The organism is Pseudomonas sp. GD03903 (assembly GCF_029840045.1).
Taxonomy (GTDB): domain Bacteria; phylum Pseudomonadota; class Gammaproteobacteria; order Pseudomonadales; family Pseudomonadaceae; genus Pseudomonas; species Pseudomonas pseudonitroreducens.
In genome coordinates, this window is record NZ_JAOCBT010000017.1 from 28,229 (window position 1) to 50,553 (window position 22,325).

Here is a 22,325-nt window from a genome sequence, read left to right on the forward strand (position 1 = left end):
AAAAACTCCGCTCACCGAGGCTGGGGTCATTTCTGGTCTTCCTCGCCGAAATCATGGGTTGTGTGTTTCTGCTGCTCTATCCATGTATCGATGTCCTTTCGGGCGAATCGCCACTGACCTCGCACCTTGAACGCAGGTAGTTCTCCAGCCTGGGCCATGGAGTAGACCGTCTTCTCGCCGACCTTTAAGAGCGTGGCGACCTCTTTAACCGTGAACACTTCTTCCCCAAGCATCTGTTCGCTCCTGAAAAGTGACGACGTGGGCAGGTTGGCCGGCATGGTCCTGGCCCAAGATCGGCAGGAAAGAGCAAACTTTACCAAACAATGGAGTAGTCTACTAAGCGTGTTAAATGTTGCACAACACTAAACACCTGAGGTAGGATGCGCGGTATGAGTAGCTTTGGAGAGACGATTCGCGACCTTCGGGTGGCACAGAGCCTTGGCTTACGCGAGGCGGCAGGCTTAGTCGGCATTTCGCCGGCCTACTTGAGCCGTATCGAGCGTGGTAAGGAGTCTCCGCCTAGGCCTGAGGTCATCAAAGCTCTAGCGAAGGTGCTGGCGGCAGATCCCGACGTGTTGTTCCGCCTATCGCCTTCGACTGACCCTGAAGTCGTCGACTACTTGCACACGCAGCCTGAAGCGATGGCTTTAGTGCGATACCTCAAGGAGGCGTCATTGCCCGCAGAGGACGTCGCAAAGTTGTTGGAGCTTGCCGAGTCGCTGTCTCGCCCTACCAAGTAGAGAACTGGGCAGGAGGCCTGCAGCAGGCGGCCCGAGTGGATAGTGAGGTGTTGCGATTTCAGTGGGAGCGGCTTCAATGCGCGGGGGATACGCATGGCACGAATCAGAAAAATCCAGATCGCCAACTTCCGCGGCATCCAGCTGCTGACCTGGTGCCCGACGCCTGGCATCAACTGCCTGATCGGTCCGGGCGACAGCGGCAAGTCCACGGTGCTGGACGCGATCGACCTATGTCTGGGGGCCAGACGCAATGTCCAGTTCTCGGATGCGGACTTCTTCGGCCTGGACATCACAACCCCAATCAGCATCACGCTGACGCTCGGCGACCTCGATGACAGCATGAGGACGCTGGAGGGCTTTGGTGCATTCCTGCGCGGGCCGGGGCACCACGCCGACACTGGAGTTCTGGACAGTGGGGAGATGTTCATTCGAAGCGCTGGCGCGCAGCAGCTCGAAATCGCCGCTTCACGGGCATGATGAACCGGCAGGGAAGAGGAACAAGAAATGCAGAAGCCCGCCGCACAGCAGAAGACCGTCCTGGAGACGATTCTGGACTGGTCAAAGGATCGTCCACTCTGGCAGCGTGACGCCCTGCGCCGCATCATCGCAAACGGCCGTCTGACGGACGCCGATATCGGCGAACTCGTGGACCTTTGCAAACAGGGCAAAGGTCCACCCGTAGGCGCGCTGAAAGCGGTACCGCTGGAGAAGGCCCACCTCCCGGCCAACCCCGGTCAGACCGCTGCGGTATCGCTTCTGTCGATCGCCGACGTGACCGGCGTGAACAACCTTGCCGCCGGCCAGACCCTCGGCTTCGAGCCGAATGGAATTACGATCATCTACGGCGACAACGGTGCGGGCAAGTCCGGCTACGCACGCATCCTGAAGCGTGCATGTCGTGCAAGGCATGCCGGAAAAATCGAACCCAATGTGTATGCCGATCAGCCCCCGAAGCACGTCGGCGCGAACATCGCGTACGGGGTCGGCGGTGTGCCGCAGCCGGTCGAACAGTGGCAGAACGGCACAAATCCGCATGCAACGCTGTCTGCAGTGAGCGTGTTCGATAGCGACTGCGCCTCAGTGCATATCCGCGAGAAGAACGAAGTTGCATTCCGGCCCTTTGGTCTGGACGTACCGGATGAGCTTGCTGCAGCCTGTCAGGCGGTGAAGGATGCTCTCGCAGCTGAACAGAAGCAGCTTGAGAAGGCCCGCAATCCGATCTTTGCGGCGCCGACCTGGAAGGCCACCACGGCCGTGGGGAAGGCGCTTGCCGCGCTGAACGCCAACACAGACGCAAAGAAGATTGAAGCCCTGGCGGCGCTCTCGGCAGACGAAAGCGCCCGTCTTGAGCGTCTGCGGGAAGACCTGTCGAAGAATCCGACCAAGGCAGCGGCGGAACAGACCGTCAAAGCCGACAACGTCATGCGGCTGATTACCGTGGTGAACAGCGTTGCAGCCAGAACCACCGATGAGGAGCTGCTGGCAGCCGCTGCCCTCGCCAAGGACGCACAGTCGAAACGGGACGCTTCACGTCTTGCCGCGGAGAAGGCCTTCACGGGCGAACCCATTGCCGGGGTCGGCGGCGAGACATGGCGGGTGCTTTGGGATTCCGCCCGACGCTACTCAACGGAGATCGCATACCCCGGACAGCCGTTTCCGCCGTCGGCCGAAGACGCGCATTGCATGCTTTGCCAGCAGCCATTGGAAGCTGAGGCACGTGCACGAATGGCACGCTTCGAGGACTTCATCCAGAAGGACACGGAACAGCTGGCACGCGAGGCAGAGAAGGCAGCTCAGACCGCACGTCAGACCATAGCTGCCGGAGCAATCGGCACGCGGGCGGTGAAGGCCAGTCTTGATGAGCTGGGCCTCCAGAATGTGGCGCTGCAGCAGCAGACGCGCCGCTTCATCGCCGCAGCCCGGCTGCGGCGCCACGTTCTGCTCAAAGCCCTGGGCGGAAACGGCGAGGTACAGCTTCCGCCCGTTCCACAGTCGCCGCTGCCTGATCTCAGCCAGCTTCAGACCACGATCCGCAACTACGCCGCCGAACTGCGCAAGTCCGCTGACGCGGACGAACGCAAGAAGCTCGAAGCCGATTTCGCCGAGCTGAGCGACCGCGCGCTGCTCGCCGGCATGCTGCATGTCGTCACTGACGAAATCCAGCGGCTGAAGACCATCCGGTTTCTGACCGAGTGTGCGGGCGATACGGCGACGAACACCATCACCAAGATGGGCAATGACATTGCCGACACCGTGATTACGCCTCGGCTGCGCGACAGATTTCAGGAAGAGATTGTCAGGCTTGCCGCCTCGAAGGTTCGCGTCGAAATCGTGCGCTCCGGCGGCAAGTACGGCTCACCGCAGTATCAGGTGCGCCTCTTCGCCAAGCCGGATGCCAAGGTCCACGAAATCCTGAGCGAAGGGGAAAAGACCTGCGTGGCGCTGGCCGCCTTCATGACCGAGCTTGCCACCGCGATGCACCGCTCTGCTCTGGTCTTCGATGACCCGGTGTCCTCGTTGGACCATCGCTGGCGTGGGCAGGTGGCCAAGCGTCTCGTGGAAGAAGCGGAGAACCGTCAGGTCATCGTCTTCACGCACGATCTGGTGTTTGTGAACGATCTGAATGACCACGCGACGAAGACCGGGCGGGCAGTGCGGCTCACGACGCTCAGTCGTGGCGCCGCGGGAGCCGGTATGGTGGCCGACGGCCTGCCCTGGAAGGCCCAGAGCGTCGAAGATCGCATCGACAAGCTGGAGAAGGCGGCGCGTGCGGCAAAGCTGCTGCATGACAACAACCAGGAAGATGAGTACGCGGTCGAGGTCGCAAAGCTCTACAACGCGCTGCGCGCCACATGGGAGCGCGGCCTGGAGGACATTGCTTTCGTCCGCGTTATTCAACGCCACAGGGACTACATCAATGCCAAGGACCTGAAGAAGGTCAGTACGCTCACCGAGGCTGACTGCGATGCTTTCGCCGCGGGATTCAAGAAGTGCTGCGACATTGTTGACGCACACGATCCGTCCAGCGGCAGGAATGCCGCGCCACCACCACCTACTGATCTCTTTCAGGACATCCAGGCATTGAAAGACTGGGCCGTGTCTCTGCGAGACAGGCAGAAGAAGGTTTCCTAGCGCGGAGTCTCTCGCACACATGCTGACGTTGTTTGTGCAGAGAGGTGTCTAGCTGATTCATGCGTACGGCCGCACAGCGTCTTTTCTACAGGTACTTTTTGAAGCTACTGGCCGCTATGTTCATTGCCACCCCGAGCATTGCCGCGCTGGGCAGCAGAACCATCAAAGGGTGCAACGACACCGGCAGCGCCAGATAGGTCACCCACGGCAGCACCGCCAGCGGCATTAAGGCCGCCTTAGCTCGGTGGTAGACGAAGCCAGATTCCCGCCCCGCGCCGAACTTGCGGATGTCGCGGCGAACCAGTCCATCGACCAAGCCGACGAAGGCCGCTAGCAGGAACAGCGGCAGTGTGAGCACCAAGACCAGAAGGCGGACGATGAACGTCAGAACGGTGAAGCCGGCGGCAATCAGATAGCGCTCGGTCCAGACATAGACCTGGGCTAGGTAATAGCGGAAGTCCCGGTGCGCGCCTCGGCTGGGTGCGCTGGCCTGCGCCGAGGCGTCGCGCATCCAGTCCAACAAGCCCGTCTTCACGAAAACCCACTCGTAGGTGCCCTCCACCAGCCAGCGCGCGGTGCGTCCCGGCTCCTGCACGACGGCGCTCCGGGTGAAATGGGTGGAGAGCTGGTTCAGTTCGTAGTCGAGCATGCCCTGCGCGTGGCGCCAGCCCTGGTCTGGCCAGAACAGGTGCATACCAACGCATTCGATGACGATGGACAGCAGCAGCGAGGCGACCAGCACGCCGAACAGGCGCCATGGCAGCGTGACCACGCTGGCGACCAGTCCGCGTTGGCGTGCCTGCTGTCGCTCGGCGGTCGCGGCGGGCTCTTTCACGATGGCGCCTCTTCATCCAGCGTGCCTTCTTTCACTTCCTCGGCCAGATCCGCTGGCAACGCGTCGTCGTCGTGCAACCGGAGCAGCCCGTTGCCCTCCCACCATTCGCCCGCCTCGGCGTAGTGCTGGCGCATGTAGCCGGCCAGTTGTTGCAGGTCCCGGGGCATGGCTTCGTCCGGATCGGGCGCTGGCAACGGCATGCGGACCTTCCACAGGTTACCGCCTTCGATGAGGGCGAAGCACTGCCCCTTGGGCAGGCCGACCACGTGCGCAGGCTCGATGAGCGGCACGCTCGACGTGCTGATGCGGTCCTGCGCGTTGCTCGTGAAGTCGGTCGGGCCGTGGATGTCGGAACTGTCGGTGGCGCCGCTGACCAGGGTGGTGGTGTAGACCTCCACCTTCGGCAGTTGCCGTGTCAGCAGTTCGGCGGTGGCGGTCTCGCGCACCCGCAGCATGAACAGGTTGTTGAAGTTGCCGATGACCTGGCCGGCCTTGGCGCGATTGCCGATGCGCGCCTCGATGTCCGAGAGCGTCTGCGTATAGGCCGTGACCTGCATGCCTGCACCGCCACCCTTGTTGATGAGCGGAATGAACTCATCGCCCATCAGTTCGTTGAACTCATCCGCATGAACGTTGATGGCGACCTTGGCATTGGCCGATGCCCCCGGCAAGCCGTCGTCGATGCCGTGCTTGTAGATGTGCCCCGCCACCGACACCAGATCGCTGAACATGCTGTTGCCGACGGCCGCCGCCACTTCGGCGTCGGACAGCGCATCCAGACCCACATAGACCACGGCCCGCTTCCTGATGATCTGCATCCAGTCGAAGATCGGGCGCGGGTCGGACAGGTCGGAATAGTTCGGGGCGAGCAGTTGCGCAATCTTGCCGGTGGTGAGCTTCTCCAGCAGCGGTAACAGCGAAGCGACGATCTTGTCGAAGTAAGTGCGGTCGTAGCGCACCGCAGAGCGCAGGCCGTCGAGCACCGCGTCATAGGTTCGCGTCTGCGACAGGTACTGCTCCAGTGCCACCACCCGCTTCTCTCGCCCGACCATATGGCGCGGGATGGTCTTGTCGTTGAGGCGTCCTTCGAGCTGGACGATCACCTCCCAGGCCTTGGGCTCGGTTCGGGCAAAGAAGTGCTGGGCGTACTCGATGAACAGCGCGTCGATGTTGACGACGTGGCGCTGGATCAGCAGGTAGTCCGGGCGCTGCCCCAGTTCCACCAGGGCGCGCGCGATGATGTTGACGAAGCGCCAGGCGAACTCTCGGAACGCGGCGCTGTTGCCTTCGCCGGAAAGCTGCCCCGCGATGCGGGTGGCGACTTCCGAGATGCGCCCGAACCGGCCCACGGCGTTGTAGCGTGCCGAGATGTCGGGCCAGCCCAGGTGGAAGACGTACATCTCACCCTCGCGTCCGGCGCGCCTGGCCTCGACATACATGCGCTTGAGCAGGTCGGCATCGCCCTTGGGATCGAAGACGATCACCACCTCATGCTCGCCCTGGATCTTGCGACGGATGTCCTGGGTGATGAACAGTTCGGCCAGGCGCGTCTTGCCCACGCGCGTGGTACCGAGCACCAGGGTGTGGCCCACACGCTCGCCCAGCGGCAGGGTGACGTCGGTTTCGTGCGGCTCTATGCCATGCAGGCGCGGCATGCCACCCACTGGCGGCAACGGCCGGACGGGGTTGAGCGGGCTGTCCCAGGCCAATGCCCGCGCCAGCCTGGGCAGCGGCGGCGGCGCGAACTCCAGCCGCTCCTCCAGGCGGCGCGCTAGGCGGTAGAACGTCGTCGGTTCGGCGTAGCGCCGGAACTCGGGCTTGTAGGTCTGCGTCAGCCGATGGGTGTGTCGTTGCTCCCAGCGGAAGCCACGCCCAACGAACAGGCGGTACTGGCTCACCGGCACGTCACGGCTCGTCATCACGTAGCGTGGCAGACGACGGATGTGGCGGCGGTAGCGCAGGATGGCCCAGGCGTCGCGCAGGCGGACCGCGCCGAAGGCCAGGAAGGCCAGCCCGCTGCCGAGGCCGAGTACCGGATTCAGCGCGAGCGACCACGGTGCCACCACGCACACCACCGCGGCGCCTGCGCATACGGCAACGGTGTATAGCTCCACCGCTGGCCGCAGCAGGACTTCGACGGCGTGCGGCTGGGCCATCGGGCCTTCCTCACTGTTCGATGCCGGTGGCGGTCACCAGCACCGGGTAGTGGCGCAGCCCCAGGCGCCCGGCCAGTTCGTCCCCGGACGCCGGCGCCAGCATCAGCCCGGGCGCCAGGGCACGCAGTGCCGCAAGTGCCTGCGGTGACTCGACCTGGACCACCAACCCGACGGCCCCGAGCTCGCGCAGCGCCGGGGCACGCTGGCGCAGCCAGGCATGGGAGCGCTGGTCATCACCAACCAGGAACATCGGCGTGAGCCCCGGCGCCTGGATCGCCCGGGGCGCCACATCGCCAGGGGCCAAATGGGCCGAACGCACTGGCAGCATGGCCGCCTCGCCAGAAGGCCCTTCGGGCAGGCGTGGCATCTCGATCCTGGGTGATGGCCTGCTTCCGGTGCGCGGTTGCAGGTCCAGGGCTTGGTAGTAAGGCAGCGCGGAGGCACCGCCGTGATCCTCGACGATGATCAAGGGCGGCGATTGTGCGAAAGCGGCTGGCACGGACACGAGCGGCAGCAAGCGGATCAGCCACCGCGTAGCCGGACGGAAGATTCGAGGCTTCATGGCAGGGTTCTCCGGGTATCCGCGCCCCGCGCTGGCTCGCCCAGTACGCGGGCCAAGTGGCGGCCAACACTCTGTCGGTAGCGCGCAGCGGGTGCGCCACCAGCGGGACGGTGGTAGCGGCCGATCGTGATCAGCCAGTCCTGGCCCGGCGCGTGCTGCTCGCGCAGGATCTGCGCGGCCAGCGCCAGGTTCTGATAGGGATCGAGCAGTTCGCAGGGGTGGTCGTAGCGGTGGCGCTGGTAGCCCAGGTTGATCTGGCCCAGGCCGGCGTCGATGCGGGTGCGCGGCACGTCGCGCAATGCCTGGTGCAGGCCGGCGCAGGCCTCGGTGCGGGTGGCGAATCGACGCGATGCCCCGGCCACGTTGAGCGTCCAGGGCCAGGGCACGAGGCGGCCGTGGTACCGGGCGCCACTCTCCTGCAAGGCCACGGCGTATAGCACCGCTGCCGGGATGCCCGCGCGCTGTGCCGCGAACTGGTAGGCCGGCGGCGGGACCTCCTTGGCCTTCGCCTGGCCGAGCGCCCAGCAAGCCAGCAGCAGGAGCGCGAGACGCGCGAGGCCTACTGTCGCTGCCATTGGCCGCCGACCTGGCGTACGACGGCGGGCAGTTCGCCCTGCAGGCCGAGGGACAGCCAGCGGCCACCGTCGTGGTTGAGGGTGATGTGCCGGGCGCGCACCTTCGCCGGGTCGATACGGGCCCGGCGTGCCCATTCACGGATGCGCGCGTCGTCGGCGCGACTGCCGACGACATAGACATCGAACTCGACGCCCGACGTCTGCAGCCGCTGCACGGCCTGGTCGCAGGCGGTACAGCCGTCCTTCACGAAGATGGCGGTTCGGTCGGTGCCTGATGCGATGGCGGTGCTCGCGCCGGTCGGCTTGGCCCCGGGTAGGTTGACCCTCGCCATGCCCGGCGCGATCCGTTGCCAGGCGGCGTCGTAGGCACGCTGGTAGGCCAGCGTCTTCTCGACCCGCCGGGCTTCGGCCCGAACCTGCAATTCCGCGTAGCGGCGGCGCTCCTCGTCGGAACGTGCTTCGATGCCGAGGGCGGTGAGCGGGTCGAGGCTGGGCGAGTAGACGCCCAGCGGCCCCTGCATCAACTCGCGATAGCGCGTCCATTCATCCGTGCTCAGCCCCCAGTCCTTCGCCCGCTGTTCGTCGCTGCGAGCGATGGCCGCAGGCACTTCACGGCTCGGCGCCGTCCTGGCCGCGGTGGTTGCGCCGGTGGGCTGCGCGAGCGCCGCCTGCATGGCGGAGGCGGCCAGCAATGCAACCAGCAACGGCGGGGTCAAGTGGCGCGGGACCATCGGTGTGGGCCTCCTTATCGGGGCGGGATGGGCAGCCTGCGGATCTCGTCTCCCTGCCGGAAGAAGGCGCCATCGCGCTCGATCCCGTCCAGTCGCCAGCCACCCTCCGACTCTCCGGCGCGCAGCAGGCGGACATCGGCCAGCCCGGTGCCATCGGCAGGCATCACCGACACGAAGTGTTCTCCCGCACGCAGTTCCACTCCGATCAGGCGGAATGAAGGCTCAACAGGCTTGGGTTGGGCCGCCACAGGTTGGGATGGCCGTGGTGCGGGCAGCTTGGGCTGGCGCGAGACCGGGCGGGCTTCCAGTCGCGTGACGCGGGTTTCCAATGCGTGCAGCGCATCGGTCGCGGCGTGATGGGCCTGCGCCAGCTCGATCGCCGCCAGCCGTTGGTCCAACGCCGCGGTGTCCTGCTCGTAGCGCGCCTGCGGCAAGGCGGCGGGCTGAGTGTGGCGTTGTTCGATCCGATGCGAGAGGCCGTCCAGTCGGGATTCGAGCAGGGACACCTGCGCGGTGGGCGCGAAGGCCTGGGTCTGTTCCGCCAGCCCGGACAAGGCCATGTGATCCACCAGCACCACCGCGCTGACGAGCAACAACCAGGTTGCGGCCGCGACCCGCAGCAGCGTCGTGCGCTGGCCCGTCGCCGAGTCCCGGATGGTCATGGCGAAACCTCCCGGATCAGCGGAGGGGGCTCCGCCGAACGGTTGATTTCCGGTGGCTTGGGCTCGTGCGGCGTATGAGCCTCCCTGAGGCTGCGGATGAAGCACACCTTCCGCTCGCCGTCGTCGACCTGCAGATCCCAGGCGGGGCCGGCCAGGGTCAAGAGCGCGTCGCGCAGCAGGACCGGGCCGAGCCGGTAGTGAGCCGCCGGCAGCGGCAAGGCCAACAGATCGGCGGACTGCTCATCGCACAGCCGGTAGCCGGAACGCAGAACGAGGTGCCGGAGGGCATCCCCGACGGTGGCGCCCAGCGTGCCGGGGATCTCCACATCCACCACCTGCAGCAACAGGTCGTGCTGGGCCGCTGTGGGCGCGAGTTCGACCAGGGTGTAGCGGCCATACCGCGTCACCGGCACGAACTCCATCACGGCTTCGGGCGCGATGTCGGTGACTTTGGATACGGGCGTCGGTGGCACGGCGTTCGTCATCGCGCAGCCGCTGGCGATGGCGGCCAGGAGCAAGCCGGGCAAACGGATCAGATGGCTGCGTCCGGCAATACGGAAGAGCTGGCGGGATGGGCGCATGGATCGGTGTCCTGAAACAACGAGCCATCACCATCGCCGCGCCGGCCCTTTGTCACAGCAAACAAAGCGAATCCGTCGGCTCCCGATTTGCCGAAAGCAATGCCGGCAACCGCGCAGTCGCCAGGACGCATGTCGGGATCATGCCGCGGCGAATGGTCGTGCCGGGGCGATCTCGCCGCCTACCGCCGCGTCCGATCGTTGATCACGATATAGAAGACAGCCGGCTCGCCGCCTTGATTGCGAAATTCATGCACGCAATCCGAAGGAAAGAACAACGTATCTCCGGCAGCGACGTCGAAGCGCCTTCCGTCGATGACCACGGCAAGCGCCCCCTCATGCACGACGAGAAACTCCTCCACGCCCGCATGGTGCGGGGGAAACTCGACGGACTTGCCCGGTGGCAACACGTTGAAGGCCAGATCTACCGCGCCGTCCTCGAACAGCGGCGAAAGAGAACGGCGTTCGAAGCCGGAAGCGGGGTCGTGATAGACCGCCTGGCGCTCCCTGCCATGCAGCCTGGGCTGGCGCGCATGGAATCCCCCCAGGAGTTGAGACAGGCTGACCTGCAATGCCGCGGCAAGCTTGCCCAGCACCGTGGCAGTGGGCACCGAGGCGCCACGTTCGATCTTGGAGATCATCGCGCGGCTCACGCCCGACAACGCCCCGAGCCGATCGAGGGTGAGCTGCGCCTCCAGGCGCAGACGTCGAAGATTGGCCGGGAGCGCTTCGGCGCGCTCACCTTTCGGCCTGGTCTGGGGAGCGGAGGAGTTCGGCATGGGCCGCGATCAAGTCAGGATGAATGCGTGGGGTCCCGATGGCGCTGAAATCGATCGCGCCACGAATTTCTACTATAGTAGAAATTCTCAACTTCAAACAGGAGCATGGCCATGCGTCTTCTGGTGCTGGGTGCAGGTGGGATCGGGGGCTATTTCGGCGGGCGTCTGGCCGCGGCCGGCGTGGACGTGCGTTTCCTGGTCCGGCCGAGACGCGCCGCACAACTCGCCGAGACCGGGCTCGTCATCAAGAGCCCTTTGGGTGACCTGACCCTTACCGTGAAAACAGTCGTCGAGGCACCGCCGTCCGTGGATGTCGTGCTGCTGGCCTGCAAGGCCTACGATCTTGAGGGCGCGATGGCCGCCATCGCGCCGGCCATCGGCCCCTCGACATGCATCGTTCCGCTGCTCAATGGGGTGCGGCATCTGGATCACCTGGATGCGCGCTTCGGCGCCGAGCGCGTTCTGGGCGGCCTGTGCCACATCGGTGTTGCGCTCGGCCCGGCCGGTGAAATCCAGCATCTCAACACGCTGCAGCGCCTCGCCCTCGGTGCACGCACCCACAGCCAGCAGGACGCGGCGCAGGCGCTGCATGAATTGGTGGAGCGCGGCGGTTTCGCACCGGTGTTGAGCCAAGACATCCTGCAGGAGATGTGGGAGAAGTTCGTATTCCTCACGACCTATGCCGGCATGACCACGCTGATGCGCGCGCCCGTTGGCGCAATCGTGCAGGCACAAGATGGCGAAGCGCTGGTGCGCCAGATGCTTGGCGAATGCGTGGCGACCGCCGCCGCCTCAGGGTACATCCCATCGCAGGACGCCTATGCCCGCATGTTCACAACGTTGTCCGAGCGCGGGTCCACCGGCACCGCATCGATGCTGCGCGATCTGCAACGTGGTGGCCCCACCGAGCATGAGCACATCATTGGGGACATGCTGCGTCGTGCGCATGAAGCTCGACTGGATGCGCCGCTGCTGAGGGTGAGCCTTGCACACATGCAGGCCTACGAGGCGACCCGCATGGCCCATGGCGGTGGATGAGGCCCTGTCTTCCGCTTCCCGGATCGATGTCACCGTCTGGATGACCAAAAAAGAACGGCTCCCGGAGGAGCCGTTGAAGTGAAGCAGTGAGGTTCAGCACACCAACTGTCGTGCCAGCGCGACTTCCACCGAGTCTCCGTCCTGATTCAGGACATCAAGCCCGGACTCCGGCACGTCGCCCGACGTGCTTTGCGACACCATGATCTTCCGGGCCATCAACCCCAGGCAGGTCATCTGCGAGGAGTTGGCGTAGCCCAGGTAGATCACGCGCACCGGCTGCTTCTGGCCGATGCGCCATGAGCGCCGGGCGGCCTGCTGCAGCGAATACACGTTGTAGCCGGACTGGAGGAATACGATGGTCGGGAACTCCAGCAGGTCCAGGCCGGTTTTCACCAGCTCGGGATTGGTGATGAGCACGTCGATGCCACGGTCCAACTGCTCGGCGATCCAGTCCTCGCGGCGGGAAGCATCCACGCTCGCGCGCAGTACCGCCACCTTGAAGCCTTCCTGCTCCAGCAGCACCCTCAAGCGCGACGTGGTGTCGCGCGTGCCGGTGTAGACCGAATAGACCAGGGTCTTGCGACCCTCTGCCTTCTCCCGCTTGCAGATCTCGATCAGCTCGCGTTCCTTAGGCATCACCTCCAGCTCGTTGAACTGAGCCGGCACGAACGCCAAGGTGCTGCGCGTGCGCGGATGCACCACCGTCTCCGACCGGAAGCAGCAGTCCGGCCAGGCCAGCAGCACGTTGAGGACCACACCGAGCAGCGTCGTGTCGCGCTTCGCCAGGGCCTGCTTCAGCTCCTGGGTCAGGCGACCCGCCAGATCGCGGTAGGCCGCGGCTTGCGCCGTGTCCATCGCGACTTCGCGGAACTCCTCGTCGTAGGGCGGCAGCACGTTGCCACCGATGTCCTTCAACTTGAGGAAGACCGTGAACGGCAGGACGCAACGCAGCACGCCCTTGGGACCGAAACCCGGCGCCTTGACCGTGCGCACCGATACCTTGGTGCCTTTGGCCGTCTTGTGCGCCGTGCCGGTGCTCTCGGAGTAGATGTCCTTCAAGACACCGTGATCGCGCATGAACGCCATCGCGGCCGACGTCATGCTGCCGCTCTTCGTCGGCCGGTAGCCGTCTTCGATCATCCGCCCCGGCAGGGCTCGGAACAGCAGGTGGAACAGGTCGTCGCCGTAGCCGCCCATCAGTGTGCCGGTGAGCAGCAGCGTCTTGCGCGCCTTGGCCGCCAACACCCCCATGGCCTGGCCCTGTGCGGAGCCGCCGTTCTTGTACTCGTGTGCCTCGTCGGCGATGAGCAGGTCGAACGTGCCTTGGGGAAGCTGCCTCTTGATGAACTCGGACGGCTGGTAGCCGCCCTCGCCGAAGCCGAACTCCATGTTGGCCATCGCGCGTTCCATGCGATGGGCTTGCCGGTCCGAGAAGACCAGCTCGCCGTTGCCATCCATCAGGTTGATGAACTCGTGGATGTTGTCCCCGAGCATCGACGCGAGGAAGGCGTCACCGAACTTCTGCATCAGCTTCTGCGCGGTGACTTCGCCTATGGTAGGAATGCGCTTCAGTGCCTTGAGCACGGTCGAGGACTGGTCGCTGGCGGACAGGGCTCTGGGACGGATCAACGACCACAGCGGTGCACGGCAGTGGCTGCACTTGCGGCGGGACTCCTCGGCTTCGAGTTCGACCGGGTTGATCGGCTCGCCGTCGAGGTCGGTGATGACATGCCCGCAATCCGGGCAGGCCCCCACGTCGCCGTGAGGCGTGCGCCGCCGAACGAAGACAGGTTTCCAGTGGAACCCCATCCGCATCCGCACGCGGCCCAGGACGAAGAACTCCTGGCCCTGGGCCGGCACGCCCAACTGCTCGCGCAGTTTCAGCAGCTTGACCAGCGTGTCCGGGCCGTTGAGCACCCAGACCTTGGCACCGGCCACCGTCTCCTGAATCTCGCGCCGCCACTTGTAGACCAGGTGGGGTGGCGAGAGCACCAGGGTACGGCGGTAGCCTTCGGCGTTGAGCACGGCTGCGGTGGCAATACCCACCGTCGTCTTGCCGCAGCCCATCTCGCCATTGACGATCGCGGCACGTTCGCCGCGGTCGACCAACAGCTCGGTGACGGCGTGGACCACATCGGCTTGCGCCGGGAACAGCTTGCGCTTCAGCGCGGCGAGGATCAATTGCCGATGCACCCGCACTTGGCCGGTGTAGACCGGAGGATTGGCGCGGTTGAGCGAGTCGAGCAACTCGTCGCCGAACTCGGACACGAAGTCCTGCAGGCTGAGCGTGAGGGGTGAAGCGGCCGCTTCGAGGAGGTCGCGCTGCACAGCGGTTTCGGGAACGGTTTCGAGATCGAGGGACATGGTGATGCTCCAGAGCAATGGGGCATGCACCTCCCCCACGGGGCGGTGACATGCCCCTGGGTGGGAAGAAAGAAGCGGCGCGAGGCCGCTGGATGTGGATCAGTATTCGCTGGGCAACAGCAGCGTGGTGACGCTGCGATCCCATTCGGTGATGATCCAGAGCTTCAGGTCGCGCGTGACCTGGTAGGACGAGAACAGACGATCCTCGCCGGACTTCAGCGCGGCATCGTTCTGCCGTTGATCGCTGTCGTCCAGGTCGCCCCAGTCGCCATGAAGATGGCGACGCAGGTACGCGCTGGGATTGAGCCGGCCCTGTCGGACCAGCTCGTCGACGCCGGCGGTCATGACCACTTGCCCGGGCGAAAAGCGTGCTTGTGATGCGAGGTTGAGGATTGCGAGTGCCATGGTGGTTTCTCCTTCTGGAAGAAGGGGCCACGGCACCCCATCGGGGGCAACGTGACCCCGGTGGGTGGATGAAAGCGACGGCGAACCGTCAGGGAACAGGGATCAGCGGATGGTCAGCACTTCGCCCCACGTGGGCGAGCCCAGCGTCAAGTCCCATGCACGAATGACCGGCACGAACTTGTCGGTGAGGATGCGCGTCTCGGCCACGGAGCCGTCGTCGCGTTCGGTGTATTCCGTCTGGAGGGTCTTCTCCTTGTGGGTATCACCTTTGACGACGAGCACGCGCCCGCTCTTGGACTTCACTACGCCGGAGATCGCGCCTGCGGCCAAGGCCAAGGCGAGATGCCAGTGCGACAAGGCCCGCGCGGGCGGACGCAGCGATTGCTGCGCGGCGCCCAGGTGCATATCGAGCGCCGGCCAGAGTCCTTGCAGCCGGCCGACTTCATCGGCGAACTGCTCGGGCTCCATCGTCACGCGACAGAAGTGCTCCGGCTCGGCCGGGCTGGCAGGGACGGTGTACGGCAGGAACGGCCATTCGAGCGGCAGCTCATCGGCTTCGGCGTCGCCCTGTCCGATCTGCAGCAGCAGACCGCGCACGGCTTTGACCGACTCCAACGCCTGGTCGCGCTGACGAATCCTGCGACCGAAGATCACCACCTGCTTGAACTGCGTTTCCACCGCACGGTAGATGCGCAGGTCGGCGAAGTGGCGCGTCAGCCATCCGACCAGCTCGGCGTCGAGCACGTAGGACGGCACGATGAAGATCAGCACGCCGCCGTACTGCAGCAGCGGCAGCGCGCGCTGATAGAACAGCTTTTCCAGCCGTGCACGGCCCTGGCCCTGATAGCCGATGTTGCCGTTCACGTCCTTGCTCAGGTCGCCATACGGCGGGTTCAGCCACAGCAGCCCGAAGGACTGGCGCGAGATCAGCGTGTCCATCAGGTCACCGTGGATGCAGCGATCGACCAGTTGCCGTGCGTGGCGGGCACGCTCGGCGTCGTACTCGACGGCGAAGGCCTGGACCTGCTCGCGCCCGAGGGCGTGGGCGGCTTCGGCGATCGCCACGCCTTCGCCGGCGCAGGGATCAAGGATGGACATGGCGCCGGGAGACGGCGCCAGCGCGGACAAGGTCCGCTCCAGCGTCGGCTCGTCGGTGGGGAAGTAGCCGTTACGAATGAAATTGCGCGCCAAGCGCGGAAACATGAGTGCCATGGATTTCTCCTGATGATGGATGAGGGAAGGCGGGCACGCGCGGCGCGCATGCCCGTGGGGATGGCTCACGCCACACGCCGAAGCGGTGCTTTCGCGGCCAGTTCGTACTGCGTGGCGCCGAGGGTGCCGTTGCGGATCAGCTCGCCCAGCGCCTTCGTCAGCGCCGGGACATCGAGGGCCAGCCGATGGCCTTCCAGCGGCCCGAGGGCCAAGGGAAGACCGGTCAGCATCCGCCGTGTCTGCAACAGCTCCAGCACGGTGTCGCGCCAGTGGTCGAGCAGTGGCAGCGGGCAGGTGTCCTGCACCAGGGTCCACAGCCGGTCGAGCCGGTGAGCGGAATCCCTGGGCAGCAGCGCCAGCGCGCTGGCGTTGGCCTTGTCTGGCTTCACGCAGCGACGATCGAACAGCCACACATTCGTCAGCGAACCGAACAGCGTTCGCCGATAGGCGCGGGTGATGCGCTTTTCCAGGTTCTCGACGTTGCCGACGAAGACCTGGATGGATGCGCCCTGCTCGGTGATGACGTGGAACTGATCCAGTCCCTGTTCATCCCGGCCGAGGGTCAGGCGGGCGAGGAACTCCTGAACGGCGGTGTCGCGCGCCCAGATCGAGAGAAAGACGAGATTGCCCTGCTCGTCACCGACGTAACCGTCGGCCATGAGGTCGGGGCATTCGTCGATGCGGTACAGCGGTTTCGCGGAAGAAGGTGCAGGCATGGTGATGTCCTCTTGGAAAAGAAGGAGCAACCACAGCCCGCGGGGCCGTGCTCGCCCCGGTTGGGTGAAGGAAGATGCGTGCCGCTAGACAGCGCGCCCCGCGTGGAAGCGGTGAACCCGCTCGCGCCACTCGGAGCTTTGCACCGGCGCCATGTCGAGATAGCGCAGCGGGCACGAGTAGTAGTACGGATGCACGGACTCATCGAGGGACTTGTAGCCCCAATCGCCGCCCGAACTTTCCAGCAGATGGCAGCCGATGTAGCAGACGGACTCACCGGCCGCGAGGCCCATGACGCCCGCCTGCCTGGCGGTGACGCGAACCACGGTCCACAGAACGTCGCCGTCCAGCGTGTGGTCGATGACTTCGCAGCAAGCGCGTTCGGACGCCTGCGGAGCGATCAGCTCGCGGATCAACTGATCGCGCGTCTGACGAACGAAGGTCCAGCCCATGAAGGTCTCCTTGAAGAAATGGCCGGAGCCCTCCCCGTCGGGGGAGAACCCCGGCGGGTGACGGAATGCCGCGCAAGGCGGCGGATGGATCAGGCAGCTTTGAGGTGCCAGTCCTGGGACAACGGAGCGAACTCGTAGCCCAGCTTGTCGAGACGGTCGCGCTGCTGACGCAGCACACGACGATCCACGGTCGCATCGAGCTTCACGGTCTCGCCCAGGGGCCACAAGGCACCGAACAGCGCCGCGTCGTCTGCCTCGGCCGAGGCCGCAGCGGACACGGTAGCCGGTTCGCTGCCGAACGGCGTGGTATCGACCAGGGGATCGCGCGGACTGCGCGACTTCGCCTTCGGCTTGACCGGGGGCGATGCCGGCGCGGGCGCCTGCGCTTCCTCGTCGATGGGATCGACTTCCTGCGGACTCAGCCGGCGGGCTTCGTCGCGGCTCAGGGCGTCGATGTTGGACAGCGTCATCCCGCCCAGATGGGCGCGGATCTCGATGACCATGCGACCGTTGGCGTTGTACGTGGAGGGGCGAATCTCGACGATGACGAAATCACCGTCGTACTTGCCCTCCCGGTACTGATCGAGTTCGGCGTTCTTCACGACGAACTCGCCGATCGAGGTCGCGAGGCGGCCGACGTTGAAGTCGCCGTTCCTGCCGTGGATGGTCTTGATGGCCAGTTGGCCGGGGATGGTGATCATGAAGGTCTCCTGCTGACGAAGAGAAGACAAGGCCCCGGGGATGGGGCCTTGCGGATCAGAACGACTCGGCAACGGCCAATGCGGGGGCATCGGCTGCGTCGTCGGCAGCATCGGCGACGGGCTCCGAAGGCTCCGGTGCCGAGGCTTGCTGCGCAGCGGGCGCGTCGGACGTCACAGGGACTTCCGGCTCGCGCTCGTCGGTCTCGGTCGGCTTGGGCTCGGCCTTGTAGACGAGCTTGCCGTCGACCTTGATCCAACTGACGAACAGCAGGCGGGCCTTGAGGCTCACCCCCTGCTCGCCGGCACGCTTGCCCTTGGAGTAGGTGAAGGTGTCGGTCCACAGGTCGCCCATGCGGAAGCCAATCATCACCTTCTTCTCGGCGTCGACCGCCTGAATGCAGCGGCGCACCAGGTGCTGCGCCTCCGAACCCGATACGCGCGTGTCGAAACGCACATACGAGACGTCGTCGCTGGGACCGTTCAGGGCTGCGATGTCGCAGGCCAGGAACGCATCGCCTTTCTTGGGCTTCACTTCGCGGATGCGATTGAGGTACCCGAGGCCGGTGATGTGCAGATCGAAGTAGGATTTTTCGTTGGAAGTGGTCATGGTGAATCTCCTGGGAACAATGAGGCGGAGACACACCCGACCCAAGGCGGGGAAGGTGTGGAACCCCCGCGTGGGTTGATGGACCAGCTTGGTGGCATCGCCATCGAGAACCGATGGCCGTTCGCGCATGGATGCCGGTGCGAACTGGGGTGATCAACGCGGTCGGAACCGCGTCGCAGCCTTGAAGATCGTGGCTGCCTGGGCATGTCGCTGACGGACGTCAGCGGAACATGGCCGGAAGCGTGGCGCCGGGATGGCGCGCAGGCGAGCGGCAATCGGCACTCGCGGCTGTCCACATTGCCGGGAAGAAAGAGGCTCCCGGAGCGGGGGCCAGGGATGGGCGGTCAGTTGCCGCTGGGCGTGGGAGGAACCGCCTGCAGCGACAGGTGTGTCGTGGTAGCGGACACGTCGAGGTCGTCCTCGCTGCGCAGGATGCGCGCAAACACGCCCTCCTGCGGATCGAAGAACTCGCCAAAGTCATCGCCGCCGAATTCGGCACGCGCCAGTTCCCACCAGTCGTCGAAGCCATCGACATCCGGGTTGCAGCCGGCGGCATAGGCGATGGTCTTCTGGCGACCATCGGGTCGGCGCTCGCCGCGCTCGGCCAGGAAGTACACGCCCTGATCCTTGACCAGGATGACGCGGCATTGATTCGCCACCGCTTCGGCGAGCACGGGCCGCAGCTCCGTGCCTTTGAATCGAACAGTCATGGGTGTGATCTCCAGGGGGCAGGAAAAGAAGCTTCCCGCCGCGAGGGCGGGAAGCTGCTGAGAGGTCAGTGCCGGACAGCCTTGCGACTCGACAGGCACTGCACGCGGATGCGCCTCCAGCTCCCGTCGTCAATCAGCCGTTCCAGCGTCTCGCCGAGGGTGTCGAAGAACACCTCATCGACCCGTTCGACCAGCTCGCCGTCGCGGCGCAGCTCCACCGCGTAGAGGTCGAGGCCACGCTCATACAGCACGGTGACGCGACCCTGGAACTTCATCGTGTCGACGGTGAAGCCGATGGCCGGTGGCGTGCGGATGATGTCGGCAGGCAGCGGATCGACCCAGGTGATGTCCCGCGCACCGGCATCCACCAACAGGTGGGTGATGCGCCGGAAACCATCGGGAGCGGGCAACTGCTCCAGTTGGACGATCAGTTCCTGCAGCTCGGGGCAGCGCGGCTCGGGGATCGGCAGCTTCGCCGGTGCGGAACCGAGCACGAACCGCTTCACCGTGTAGGGCTGGCCGTCGGCGGTGAACTCGGTCTGCTCCTCGGGCGTGTCCGCCCGCTGACCGTCGAAGCGGCGTCTGACATAGGGTTCGACCTGCACCTTGGCGCCCTCGTCGGGCACTTCGGTCACGAGGGTGCGATCAAGCACCGCGAACTCGGCCCGTGCCGTCTTGACTATGATGGCCTCGTCGGTGGTGGCGATGACCTTGCCCTCGAAAGGCTTCGGGTCGATGTGAAAGCCCAGCGTCGAAACCTTGGGCTGGCCGTCGAAGATGTTGAACTTGAACGAACGGACGTTGGAAGGCACATGACCGACGACGAGCGTCGGCATCTGTGCGCGGATGGCTTGGGTATCCATGGGGAGACTCCTTGTGGCAACCAAGGGACTCCCGCCCTCAAGGGAGGTCGATCCCTTGAGGGTGAGGTGGATGGACGCGGGTGCGCCCGGAGAACGAAGCAACCAGCACGGCGAACCGCGCCACAGTCTCGAAGGTCTCGACTGCCTGGGCATGCTGCCGGCAACGCCAGCGAACATGCGGCCAGCGTGCGGCACATGGCTGCGGCCGTCCGTTGGGAATCGGCAATGCGCCGGCACCGCGTTCCGCGAAAAAAGAAGAGCCCCGACGTGGGGGCTCGAATGGGTTGCGGGTTACTCGTCGTCGTAGAGCGTCAGTCCGTCCAGCACGGGCGCGTCGGCATCGAAGATCAGCAGCCGCACGTCGGCGCGCGCAGCCAGGTGCAACACCTCCACGAGGGACTCCGGCACGCCCTTGGCCCGGTGCTCCTGCCGCAGCTCTTCGGCAGTGATGCCCTCGACATGCTGCAGGTTCGCATCCGTCCAGGGGGTGGCGATCAGCTTCACGCCGACCGCCGGGCTGTAGGGAATGCGGAAGGCGACGAACAGAAAGCCGCTCGGCGTGGCGACGTCCGCCAGTTCGGCGAGGAAGCGGCCGGCCTCCTCGGTGATGTGCGCCGAACTGATTTCCCAGGCACGGCTGTAGAAGCCGGTCTCGAAGCGCAGGCGCCGCACCACCTCGCGCGCGGCTTCCTCGGAGTAGGTATCGCCTACGTGCAGCGGTTGGCCGGCTTCTTCGGCCATGACGGCGTAGACGAGGTTTCGGGCGATGCCGTGGCTGGGACACTGCGCGTCCAGCTCGGGCGGCACGTTCTGGCCTTCCGTGATCAGCGCGAAGTCGTCGCAGAAGACGCAGGCATGGCGCTCGACCTGGCTGTCCAGCAGGTGCGACTGCGAGACGTGCAGCGGCAGATAGCTCAGCGGGCAGTCGTCGTCGTAGGAAATCGCCAACAGCCGCTGCACGGACAGGCCATCGTAGCCTCGGACGAAGGGGTTTTTGGAATGAGACATGGGATTCCTCCAGCAGAGGATGGCCGAGGCAATCCCCTGCCGGGGATTGAACCCCAGCGAGTGGATGAAGTGGCAGCCGGTCAGCCGGCCGCGGCGTCGGGCCGCCCTGGTGGCGGGCGGTGCAGGTCAGTGGAAGATGGTGATTCGGGACATGGCCGCTCCTGCGAAAAGAAGGAGGGACATGGCCCCGAACGGGGACGCATGTCCCTCGTGGGGTGGGATGAATGGACGGTGGGTTGCCAGGCGCGGCTCACCAGCCGTTGTAGTGCAGCGTGAGGTCAGCGATGACCTGGCGCCGTTCCAGATCGAGGCCGCCGAAGTCGGACAGCCCCTCGAAGCCGCAACGCTTGAGCATCGCGCCGCCCTCGCGGGAGTTGTAGAAGCTCACCATCGCGGACAGGAACATGCGTTGACCGCTGCTCAGCACGCCCAGGGCGTCGTTGAGCATCAGCATGTTGGGCCGCAGGTCCCACTTGGTGGTGGCACGCTGCAGACCTTCGCGTGTGCCGTCGCCGAACCACTCGTGGCCGGCGATCTGCGCGCCGCGCTTCCAGGCCTCGAAGAAGGCCTGCGGTGCAGCGTCGAAGTGCGCCTGTTCCAGCGCCATCTGATCGAGCACGTCTTCGGGTAAAGACAGATTCATGAGAGAACTCCTTGAAGGGTGGGAATCAGGGGTGAGCGCGCTGTCTCCAGGCATGGGTATCCAGGGCGCGCTGTGCTGCGAGGTGGTTCGGGAAATACTCGACGGACTCCCGCGATACCGGGCCTTCGTCGTCTTGCGTGCCGATGTAGTGGCCGGCCGCGCTGCGCAGCACCTGTAGCGGCAAACGCTTGCCGGTCCAGGCCAGCGCCAGCGCACCACTGCGCACTGCGGTTGCAGAGGAAGATGCGGAAGGTTCAGACATGCCGTGCTCCTTGGTGGGCCGGGGAGCACGCATCCCGTAGGGGATGGGGTTCCCCTCGGGTAGTTGAGAAAAGTGCATCGTCGCCAGGCCGGCGAGCGTCCGCGGTGGGCGATGCGAAGCGGACTGGATCGGTCAACGCGGCGAACCACGTTGCAGTCTTGAAGACCGAGACTGCCAGGGCATGCCGCTGACGACTGTCAGCAACGCATGGCGTGAGGATGGGCGCGAGGCATGGCTGCCGTCGCAGGGAAAACCGAATCGCGGACGGCCCGCTTTAGGGCAGGCCCGCGTCACGGGACAAGGCAAGGACCAGGGCGCCGAAGGCCACGCGGGCCTTCGGCTGGAGAGGAAGGAGAACCACCTGTGGGCTGCGTCAGCGCAGGCCGTCGTCAAAGCCGTTCGCTGCGTCAGCAATCGCACCCGGCCCGTTTCGTGGCTGGGGCCGGAAACCTCTGGCGTGCATCCACACACAAAGGGAGCCCGTTGTTCCGCCGGCGGGCACCGGCACGGAATACCCTCGGCCCAAGGGGCCTCCTCACGGCTCGCGCGGCGGCAAGGCGTCAGGAAGCCCCTCGTGGCCGAGGCAAGGCACACCG

Annotated in this window: 23 protein-coding genes and 1 pseudogene; 3 read left to right on the plus strand and 21 right to left on the minus strand. The window is 65.4% G+C overall.

Annotation, left to right across the window (positions count from 1 at the left end):
• Window positions 1–26 precede the first annotated feature (26 nt).
• Window positions 27–233, minus strand: a complete 207-nt coding sequence (locus N5C91_RS22865) for a helix-turn-helix domain-containing protein (protein ID WP_024889608.1) — start codon at window positions 231–233, stop codon at window positions 27–29.
• Between the two features lie 600 nt (window positions 234–833).
• Between N5C91_RS22865 and N5C91_RS22870 the strand changes: the two are divergent.
• Window positions 834–1,124: pseudogene (locus N5C91_RS22870) on the plus strand (AAA family ATPase); the annotation flags it as partial.
• 120 nt (window positions 1,125–1,244) lie between these two features.
• A complete protein-coding gene (locus N5C91_RS22875) occupies window positions 1,245–3,872 on the plus strand; it encodes an AAA family ATPase (protein WP_279832180.1) in 2,628 nt (875 codons plus the stop codon).
• Window positions 3,873–3,957: 85 nt separating this feature from the next.
• On the opposite strand, the gene N5C91_RS22880 is transcribed toward N5C91_RS22875, so the two are convergent.
• From N5C91_RS22880 to N5C91_RS22915, 8 genes are all read right to left on the minus strand, one after another.
• Window positions 3,958–4,707, minus strand: a complete 750-nt coding sequence (locus N5C91_RS22880) for a TIGR03747 family integrating conjugative element membrane protein (RefSeq protein ID WP_227364590.1) — start codon at window positions 4,705–4,707, stop codon at window positions 3,958–3,960.
• Window positions 4,704–6,863 (minus strand): type IV conjugative transfer system coupling protein TraD, encoded by a 2,160-nt coding sequence (gene traD / locus N5C91_RS22885; protein ID WP_279832183.1) that lies wholly within the window; start codon window positions 6,861–6,863, stop codon window positions 4,704–4,706. Before traD ends, N5C91_RS22880 begins: the two co-directional genes overlap by 4 nt.
• 10 nt (window positions 6,864–6,873) lie before the next feature.
• Window positions 6,874–7,425, minus strand: coding sequence for an integrating conjugative element protein (locus tag N5C91_RS22890; protein WP_279832186.1), 552 nt, complete (start codon window positions 7,423–7,425; stop codon window positions 6,874–6,876).
• Window positions 7,422–8,000, minus strand: a complete 579-nt coding sequence (locus tag N5C91_RS22895; protein ID WP_279832188.1) for a transglycosylase SLT domain-containing protein — start codon at window positions 7,998–8,000, stop codon at window positions 7,422–7,424. Before N5C91_RS22895 ends, N5C91_RS22890 begins: the two co-directional genes overlap by 4 nt.
• A complete protein-coding gene (locus N5C91_RS22900; RefSeq protein WP_196996051.1) occupies window positions 7,985–8,716 on the minus strand; it encodes a TIGR03759 family integrating conjugative element protein in 732 nt (243 codons plus the stop codon). The genes N5C91_RS22895 and N5C91_RS22900 overlap by 16 nt, the downstream gene beginning before the upstream one ends.
• Before the next feature lie 29 nt (window positions 8,717–8,745).
• On the minus strand, window positions 8,746–9,393 hold the full coding sequence (locus N5C91_RS22905; protein WP_175202967.1) for a hypothetical protein: 648 nt from the start codon (window positions 9,391–9,393) through the stop codon (window positions 8,746–8,748).
• Window positions 9,390–9,974, minus strand: coding sequence for a PilL N-terminal domain-containing protein (locus N5C91_RS22910; RefSeq protein WP_279832194.1), 585 nt, complete (start codon window positions 9,972–9,974; stop codon window positions 9,390–9,392). Before N5C91_RS22910 ends, N5C91_RS22905 begins: the two co-directional genes overlap by 4 nt.
• Window positions 9,975–10,153: 179 nt before the next feature.
• Window positions 10,154–10,750, minus strand: coding sequence for an XRE family transcriptional regulator (locus tag N5C91_RS22915; RefSeq protein WP_279832196.1), 597 nt, complete (start codon window positions 10,748–10,750; stop codon window positions 10,154–10,156).
• Between the two features lie 111 nt (window positions 10,751–10,861).
• On the opposite strand from N5C91_RS22915, the gene panE reads away from it, so the two are divergent.
• Window positions 10,862–11,788: a 2-dehydropantoate 2-reductase gene (panE, locus tag N5C91_RS22920; protein WP_217960323.1), complete on the plus strand. Its 927-nt coding sequence runs from the start codon at window positions 10,862–10,864 to the stop codon at window positions 11,786–11,788.
• 93 nt (window positions 11,789–11,881) lie between these two features.
• Here panE and N5C91_RS22925 read toward each other — a convergent pair whose 3' ends face one another.
• From N5C91_RS22925 to N5C91_RS22980, 12 genes are all read right to left on the minus strand, one after another.
• Window positions 11,882–14,152, minus strand: coding sequence for a helicase-related protein (locus N5C91_RS22925; protein ID WP_279832199.1), 2,271 nt, complete (start codon window positions 14,150–14,152; stop codon window positions 11,882–11,884).
• Window positions 14,153–14,251: 99 nt separating this feature from the next.
• Window positions 14,252–14,557: a hypothetical protein gene (locus tag N5C91_RS22930; RefSeq protein WP_019486119.1), complete on the minus strand. Its 306-nt coding sequence runs from the start codon at window positions 14,555–14,557 to the stop codon at window positions 14,252–14,254.
• A 102-nt stretch (window positions 14,558–14,659) separates the two neighbouring features.
• The gene (locus N5C91_RS22935; protein WP_274753511.1) at window positions 14,660–15,769 is read right to left on the minus strand and encodes a DUF6094 domain-containing protein; all 1,110 of its coding nucleotides are present in this window, start codon (window positions 15,767–15,769) and stop codon (window positions 14,660–14,662) included.
• A 65-nt stretch (window positions 15,770–15,834) separates the two neighbouring features.
• On the minus strand, window positions 15,835–16,485 hold the full coding sequence (locus N5C91_RS22940; protein WP_034021450.1) for a hypothetical protein: 651 nt from the start codon (window positions 16,483–16,485) through the stop codon (window positions 15,835–15,837).
• Window positions 16,486–16,569: 84 nt separating this feature from the next.
• Complete coding sequence (locus N5C91_RS22945) at window positions 16,570–16,935, minus strand: hypothetical protein (protein ID WP_020308045.1); 366 nt, start codon at window positions 16,933–16,935, stop codon at window positions 16,570–16,572.
• Between the two features lie 89 nt (window positions 16,936–17,024).
• Window positions 17,025–17,636, minus strand: a complete 612-nt coding sequence (locus N5C91_RS22950; RefSeq protein WP_279832204.1) for a DUF3275 family protein — start codon at window positions 17,634–17,636, stop codon at window positions 17,025–17,027.
• 55 nt (window positions 17,637–17,691) lie between these two features.
• Window positions 17,692–18,243: an STY4534 family ICE replication protein gene (locus tag N5C91_RS22955; RefSeq protein ID WP_054414859.1), complete on the minus strand. Its 552-nt coding sequence runs from the start codon at window positions 18,241–18,243 to the stop codon at window positions 17,692–17,694.
• Window positions 18,244–18,587: 344 nt separating this feature from the next.
• A complete protein-coding gene (locus tag N5C91_RS22960) occupies window positions 18,588–18,953 on the minus strand; it encodes a DUF3085 domain-containing protein (RefSeq protein WP_034021446.1) in 366 nt (121 codons plus the stop codon).
• 65 nt (window positions 18,954–19,018) lie between these two features.
• Window positions 19,019–19,816: a GTPase gene (locus N5C91_RS22965; protein WP_279832213.1), complete on the minus strand. Its 798-nt coding sequence runs from the start codon at window positions 19,814–19,816 to the stop codon at window positions 19,019–19,021.
• A 291-nt stretch (window positions 19,817–20,107) separates the two neighbouring features.
• The gene (locus N5C91_RS22970) at window positions 20,108–20,824 is read right to left on the minus strand and encodes an ABC transporter substrate-binding protein (RefSeq protein WP_133320758.1); all 717 of its coding nucleotides are present in this window, start codon (window positions 20,822–20,824) and stop codon (window positions 20,108–20,110) included.
• Between the two features lie 250 nt (window positions 20,825–21,074).
• On the minus strand, window positions 21,075–21,467 hold the full coding sequence (locus tag N5C91_RS22975; protein ID WP_003141051.1) for a hypothetical protein: 393 nt from the start codon (window positions 21,465–21,467) through the stop codon (window positions 21,075–21,077).
• A 25-nt stretch (window positions 21,468–21,492) separates the two neighbouring features.
• A complete protein-coding gene (locus N5C91_RS22980) occupies window positions 21,493–21,729 on the minus strand; it encodes a hypothetical protein (protein ID WP_133320759.1) in 237 nt (78 codons plus the stop codon).
• Window positions 21,730–22,325 lie beyond the last annotated feature (596 nt).